Below are 4300 nucleotides of genomic sequence, written 5' to 3'. Positions count from 1 at the left end.
TGGAACAGCAGTGCGCCGCCGGATGGACTGAACGGCAAGTAGCCAAGTTCGTCCAAAATCACGAGATCAATTTTGGTCATCATCTCTGCCATCTTTCCGGTCTTTCCGAGCGCCTTTTCCTGTTCCAATGCGTTGACCAGTTCGACGGTTGAGTAGAAGCGAATCTTACGCCGATGGTGCTCAATGGCCTGAACGCCGATGGCCGTCGCGACATGGCTCTTGCCCGTTCCAGGTCCACCGATGAGCACAACGTTCTCAGCATTCTCCATGAACTCGCATCGGTGTAACTGCCGGACAGTGGCTTCATTGATGTCGCTGGATTTGAAGTCAAAGCCAGCAAGGTCCTTGTACGACGGGAAGCGGGCCACCTTTGTTTGATATGCGATTGAACGTACTTCCCGTTCAGCGATCTCGGCTTTGAGCAGTTGGGACAACATCGGTGTTGCGGCGTCAAAAGCTGGGCCACCTTGGGCAACCAGATCTTCCACCGCGTTCGCCATGCCATAGAGCTTGAGGCTGCGCAGCATGATTACAATTGAGGCTCCTGCTGGGTCATGACGCATGGCGCTTCTCCCCAGCCGGTCTCAGATCATCATAACGGCCCACGTTTGCCTTTGGCGCTGTTTCCAACGCCAGTGCATCGGGTGGGTCGACCTCTGGAAGATCAGTATGTGTTCCGTCGATCAGTCGGTGCAGCAAGTTCAGAATGTGGGTTTTGGTCGGCACGCCAGCTTCCAACGCTAATTCTACGGCACACAAAACGGCATCCTCATCGTGGTGCAGAACCAATGACAAGATATCGACCATCTCGCGGTCACCGCCTTCTCTGCGGTGCATGTGACCTTGCAGGCTGCGGAAGGCATCTGGCATCTCAATGAACGGTGCGCCGTTGCGCAGGGCACCGGGTTTGCGTTGGATTACAGCGAGGTAGTGCCGCCAGTCGTAGATAACCCGACCAGGTTTACGGTGTGATCGATCTATGATGCGCTCATGTGTGCAAACGGTTTGTCCCTCGGCCACTATGACCAGCCGTTCTGGATAAACATGCAAGCTGACGCGCCGGTTGGCAAAACTGGCAGGCACGCTGTAGCGATTGCGCTCGAAGGTGATCAAACATGTCGGCGACACACGTTTACTGTGTTCAACAAAACCATCGAAGGCTGGTGGCAATGCCATCAACATGGGCTTCTCCGCTTCCCAAGCGTCGGCAATAGTGCCCTGCATATCCCGATGCGGTGTCTCAGACCAAAGTGCGATACAGCGGTCTTCCAGCCACTGGTTCAACTCATCCAGATCCTTGAAGACTGGCATGACTTGCCACATGCGATTGCGTACATCCTGGACGTTCTTCTCGACCTGGCCCTTCTCCCAGCCCGCCGCTGGGTTACAAAACTCAGGCTCAAAGACATAGTGACTGGCCATCGCCTTGAACCGCGCGTTGACGTCGCGCTGTTTACCACGGCCAACCCGATCAACAGCAGTCTTCATGTTATCGTAGATTCCGCGTCCGGGCACACCACCGAACACGCGGAACGCATGCCAATGGGCATCGAACAGCATCTCGTGTGTCTGTAATGGATACGCGCGCACCAAGAATGCCCGGCTGTGCGACAGCTTCGTATGGGCCACCTGCAGTTTGACACGTTCGCCGCCAATATTGGCCCAGTCTTCGCTCCAGTCGAACTGGAACGCTTCACCGGGCTGGAAGACCAAAGGCACAAACGTGCCGCGCCCCGTCGTCTGTTCAGCGCGATGCCGGTCTGCTCGCCATGCACGCGCAAAGGCGGCCACGCGTGCATACGATCCCTCGTAACCAAGCTTCACCAAATCCGCGTGCATTTGCTTTACGGTGCGCCGCTCTTTGCGCGACTTGCGTGTCTGAGCCAGCAGCCAAGTAGACAAACGATCCGCGTACGGATCTAGATTACTTGGCCGCTTGGGGGTCTTGAACTTCGGCTCAACCGCGCCTTCACGCAGGTACTTCTTGATGGTGTTACGAGACAGGCCCGTTCGCCTGGCTATCTCGCGAATTGGCATCTCTTCACGCAATGCCCAACGTCGAATGACACTTAAAAATCCCATGTCGATCACTCCATATCCCCCTGAACAAAAGCGTCAGGGTAGCGTCGTTACATGGGTCAATTCTCAGTGAAAATTTAAGGGCCTACCGGGTCAGTTCTCAACGCAAATCAACAGAAATCACAGTCTAATTGGGAGCCATCCAAATATGAAATCTCTTCGCAAGCCAATCGCTGGCGTATTCGTGCTGACACTCGCAGCCTGCAGCGCAAACGACAAAGTCATCGGAGGTGATGTTAGTGTCATTTCAAGCGGACTTTTGGAACTCGAATTGCCAAACGAAGCCGATCGCGAGGCTTTGCTGTCAGCATTCCAGGAACTTCTCGAAGACGTTCAGTTGATCAACGAAGATGGCGATAGCGCTGTGGATACGTCTCCGCGCGGTGTATATGCTGGAAAATTTGGCGCGGAACTTGATAGTGATGGCACCTCAATCGTTGGGGACGTCACTATGGAGGTGAGATTTGCTGGTAACAACGTAAACTACACATTCGCGCCAACAGATATCGAAACTGGTGGCGAAAATCCAACCATTACAGGTGAGTTTGGCGGATCGGCAGATATTGTAGATGGCTACTATTCTGGCAGCATTATTGGAACGGTCACATTCTCTGAAGAGACATTGACGGTCAGCGGTGATCTAAATGGTGTTTTCGCAGAGTCCACAGGCAACAAGACGATCGGTGAGTTCGATGGCACCGTCGAGAACTTGGGTGGCCCATTCGATGGTGACACTTTCGGCGGACTCTATTTGGCTGAGAAGGTAGAAGAAGAGCCTACCTAATTCACGCCATAGTTGGCAATGGACGGGTCCGCAGAAAATGCGGGTATTTTACGTGTGGGTCCGGAACTTGGATTTTCCTAAAATGAATGAGAATACCTTTCAAAATCCGAGGCCAATTTACCAAACCGTTGGAAGCAGCATTCGTCCATTTGGGGCGTTCATACCTGTCCGCTGTGGGCTCCTTGCTGCCGTGAGCCGCATCGCAGCGATCCTGCCAAACGATCTCGCCCCGACCAACATGAACGGCCCTTAGCCGCCTTTGGCCACCACCTCAAAATCCAGCAGCGCGGCCCGTCATTGCGGCCATTCGTGCATGGCGCAGCATTTTTGTCGGCTAAAACGTCGGTGTGCGGACAAAATCGCCGTCGGATTCGTTTGATCCGGCCGTTGTTTGAAAGTCTATAGGTAGCGACCTTCGCGCTGGAGGATCTCGATTTTGTAGCCGTCAGGGTCTTCTAAAAAGAAGAACGTCGCGAGCTTCTTACCCTCGTGGGCCAAAGATTTGACGTCACCCGGTGCGAACCCTAGCGATGAAAGCCTCTCGTGCTCTGCTTCGATATCGCCGACGCTGAAGGCAATATGGCCATATCCGTTCCCAAGTTCGTAAGAGCCTTCATGTCCTTTGTTCACAGTCAATTCGAGTTCAAACTCGGTTTCCTTGTTGGACAAATAGATCAGAGTGAAGCTCTCAAAATCGAAAATGTCCGCAACTTCCAGGCTGAACGCCTTCTTATAGAAGTCCAGGGACCTCTCACTCTCCAGCACACGGATCATGCTGTGAATTGCTTTAGCCATTCGCGGTATCCCTCGGATCATAGGTGTCTCAAGGACCTCAAGGCCCCCGAGACATTTTCGGACTTTCCTAATTCGAGCCCAAGTACTTAGCCCGCCGCAGGAAGATAAGGGATTGCTCCGGCTAGATCAGTATCATCGATGACATGGAAGCGACTTACGCTGCCGGCTTGCCGTGCCTTGCCAAAAGGAGCGTACTCAGGGTCATTTGCAAATGCATCCAAAGCCTCGCGCGAAGGAAACTGAATGAGGGCGATTAGAGTCGTGTCGAGACCCTCACCCTCAATTGTGTCGATGTTTCCACTCCGCGACAGATACTTACCACCGTGCTTCGCCACGATGTCGTGAACTTTGCTCGCATACTCGGGTATCCAGGCGTCGTCCGTGACTTTTACATCAGCTATCAAGAAGACTGTCATCTTCACTCCCCGTTTTTGTTTCGTTGTTCATCGTTAGGAGTTCTACGTTACCCGGAAGGGTGCTTCGTGTCTGCACATTTTCAATGGCCGCTCTGGGCTCCTTGCTGCCGTTAGCCGCATCGCAGCATCCTGCCAAACGATCTCGCCCCGACCAACATGAACGGCCCAGACCAGCCTTTCGATCCATCAACCAGCGCCGCAGTGCAGCTTTCGCATTCCTGCCATT

At 53.6% G+C, this 4300-nt stretch carries 5 protein-coding genes; 1 reads left to right on the top strand and 4 read right to left on the bottom strand.

Going from position 1 to position 4300, the window contains the following annotated elements; all coding sequences use genetic code 11:
• A partial coding sequence (locus Q1B15_RS23215; RefSeq protein ID WP_299758601.1) for an ATP-binding protein occupies positions 1-563 on the bottom strand: 563 nt, incomplete at its 3' end.
• Positions 553-2082 (bottom strand): IS21 family transposase, encoded by a 1530-nt coding sequence (gene istA / locus Q1B15_RS23210; protein ID WP_299758599.1) that lies wholly within the window; start codon positions 2080-2082, stop codon positions 553-555. The genes istA and Q1B15_RS23215, both read right to left, overlap by 11 nt.
• A 145-nt stretch (positions 2083-2227) precedes the next feature.
• Between istA and Q1B15_RS23205 the strand changes: the two genes are divergently transcribed.
• The gene (locus Q1B15_RS23205) at positions 2228-2863 is read left to right on the top strand and encodes a hypothetical protein (RefSeq protein WP_299758597.1); all 636 of its coding nucleotides are present in this window, start codon (positions 2228-2230) and stop codon (positions 2861-2863) included.
• 399 nt (positions 2864-3262) lie between these two features.
• On the opposite strand, the gene Q1B15_RS23200 is transcribed toward Q1B15_RS23205, so the two are convergent.
• Both Q1B15_RS23200 and Q1B15_RS23195 read right to left on the bottom strand, forming a co-directional pair.
• Entirely contained in the window at positions 3263-3658 is a 396-nt protein-coding gene (locus tag Q1B15_RS23200) for a VOC family protein (protein WP_299758595.1), read from the bottom strand.
• A gap of 86 nt (positions 3659-3744) precedes the next feature.
• Complete coding sequence (locus Q1B15_RS23195; protein ID WP_093975497.1) at positions 3745-4074, bottom strand: DUF1330 domain-containing protein; 330 nt, start codon at positions 4072-4074, stop codon at positions 3745-3747.
• Positions 4075-4300: the final 226 nt, after the last annotated feature.

It is taken from the genome of uncultured Boseongicola sp., from assembly GCF_937988555.1.
Lineage (GTDB): Bacteria > Pseudomonadota > Alphaproteobacteria > Rhodobacterales > Rhodobacteraceae > Boseongicola.
The sequence above is the reverse complement of the archived record's forward strand: the minus strand, read 5'-3'. Positions and strand labels throughout refer to the sequence as shown.